Source organism: Lactococcus sp. DD01, assembly GCF_001578715.1.
GTDB lineage: Bacteria > Bacillota > Bacilli > Lactobacillales > Streptococcaceae > Lactococcus > Lactococcus petauri.
Genome location: NZ_KQ968939.1, coordinates 1431795 through 1433913 on the forward strand (window position 1 = coordinate 1431795; position 2119 = coordinate 1433913).

Consider the following 2119-nt stretch of genomic DNA (forward strand, 5'->3'; position numbering starts at 1 on the left):
AACGGCTCGTACCATACTTGAAACTGGTATTTAAGCTCATTCAACGCTTTTAATTCTTCATCGTTTTCTAAAGCTTCTTTGTTTAATGCACTGCTTTCTGGCTCAGATCCACCAGAATATGCTGTGCGAATTCCAAGATTATCTACTTTTTGTCGGTAGAGATATCTACTTTCAATAGATTTTATCCTCGCATCTAATCGACCATTCACATAATCTCCAATAATCCTATCTAACTTATCAGCCAAAACTTTAACCTCCCTATGTGGTATAATTTAGATAGAAAGTATAAATCCCTAAGCCCGTTACCCGCGGGCTTTTTTACTTTTTTGCTTTTTTGCTTTTTTTAATTTACAAACCAAAGAGCTTGTGCAAGTCTTAATAGAAATCCTAAAACTACTGCGCATACCAAGAGAGCTACTACAATAATTACCCCAACGAGTATCATTCCAATAAACTCGCCAAAAATCGTACTCATTTTTTTATTTTTCATTCTTTCTCACCGCTCCTAAATCTAAGATATCCGCTTCTGACCATACTCCCAGTTCAAACATCGTACGTATGATATTCTTCTGACGAATCAGCGAAAGATTGTCTGTATCATCTTCGTTATAATATGCTGCACCAAAATCAAATTGAGAAGCATCTTGCAAAGGCGAGAGAATTTTCGTGCTATCAGCCCAATAAGATGCCACACCATTTTCTGTCGCTTTCCACTTGTCAATACTCAAGCTACCATTTGAGGAGCGAATAATATTCACCGCTAATGGATATTTTTCTACTCTTTGCGACAGAAAGCCTCCAGAACCATAGCCGTAACCATATACTGTTGCTGTAGTGGAATAATCAGGAAATACTAGGCCACTTCCATTATCAAACCAGATGGTCCAAGGATGAGTTGTTCTATCCAAAGTATAGGCAGTCGGTGCACGATGTGTAATTTCTGGCTTCAAGGAATCAATGAAGTCTTGTTCAGATCCTGTATTTCCAAGATCTAGCCAAACTTGGTAGGCAGACTTTCCTTGTTCACCTTCGACTCCGTCTTTACCTGGCAAGCCTTCTGAACCCGGCTCTCCTTGCGGTCCAACCGGTCCCTTTTCACCGTCTTTACCGGGTTCGCCTGCTTCCCCCTTGAGTGACTCAAGAAAATCTTCCGGTGATCCCATGTGACCTGCTTCAAGCCAAACCTCATAAGCTGTCTTACCCTCTGGACCAATAAGGGAAGTCAGGAATTCTTCAATTGTTCCTTCATTTCCAGCTTCAAGCCACAGGTCGTAGGCAGATTTCCCATCTGGTCCTGCTGGTCCCCCACCATACTCTTCGATAAGGTCAATGACGTCTTCTGTGGTGGCATATTTTTTTATTTCACCTTCAGCCACGTAATCATCATGGCTTTTAACGACTTTCACTTCTATCGACCGATCAGACGGAAATACATAGCCTCCGGCTGTAATTTCTATATTGTACGTACAAATATCTAAAAATTTATCAATAGTAAATGATACTTTGTTCTCGCCCTCTATGTCAACTTCTTTACGGAAATGAGTTTCTCTATTATAATTTTGAAAGCTCACAATTGCTTTTTTTTCTGTGAGGTCAATTTTTTTGTTATCCTCATCAAGTAATTCAAAAGCCAAAATACTTGAGCTATCTCCTTGTTTGATGAGTTCTCCGCCGTCTATTCGTCTTAAATTTGTACTGTTCATTCTGGCACCTCAACATAATTCGTACCTATCCGATAAGAGGCAATGCGAATTTCCGAATTTGTGAGCAAACGCAATGAATCGTCATAAGCTTTCTCATAGTAATCATGTTTCACTAGGAAATTATCTCGGTGATTAATTACTGTCTCTTTACGTGGCATATCTGGTATGACGATATCGACAGATAAAGTCACGCTGCCATTTGTCATGCCTTCTTTGATGTCGTTTAATAGTTTTTGTTTTGGTGTCATTTTCTTCTCCTTTACCTATAGTAAATATATAATATAATCGGAAGTGGCTTTATAAGCTGTACTCCCTTGTAATCACTGCCTTTATAAGGCTTTTTTTATTTTGGTTAAAACGGGCTATTTTAAAAGTAAAAATAATATTTTAACTATCACTACTACAACAGCGACAAC

The 2119-nt window shown here is 38.8% G+C and carries 4 protein-coding genes; all 4 read right to left on the reverse strand.

Annotated elements, in window-relative coordinates; translation table 11 throughout:
- Positions 1–245, reverse strand: a 245-nt coding sequence (locus tag LACDD01_RS06950; RefSeq protein ID WP_156468504.1) for a DUF722 domain-containing protein, incomplete at its 3' end; no start/stop codon positions are given.
- 98 nt (positions 246–343) lie between these two features.
- Complete coding sequence (locus LACDD01_RS11850) at positions 344–490, reverse strand: hypothetical protein (RefSeq protein ID WP_156468498.1); 147 nt, start codon at positions 488–490, stop codon at positions 344–346.
- Positions 480–1703 (reverse strand): collagen-like domain-containing protein, encoded by a 1224-nt coding sequence (locus LACDD01_RS12575; protein WP_061413930.1) that lies wholly within the window; start codon positions 1701–1703, stop codon positions 480–482. The genes LACDD01_RS11850 and LACDD01_RS12575 overlap by 11 nt, the downstream gene beginning before the upstream one ends.
- Positions 1700–1951, reverse strand: a complete 252-nt coding sequence (locus LACDD01_RS06960) for a hypothetical protein (RefSeq protein WP_061413931.1) — start codon at positions 1949–1951, stop codon at positions 1700–1702. The genes LACDD01_RS12575 and LACDD01_RS06960 overlap by 4 nt, the downstream gene beginning before the upstream one ends.
- Between the last annotated feature and the right edge of the window lie 168 nt (positions 1952–2119).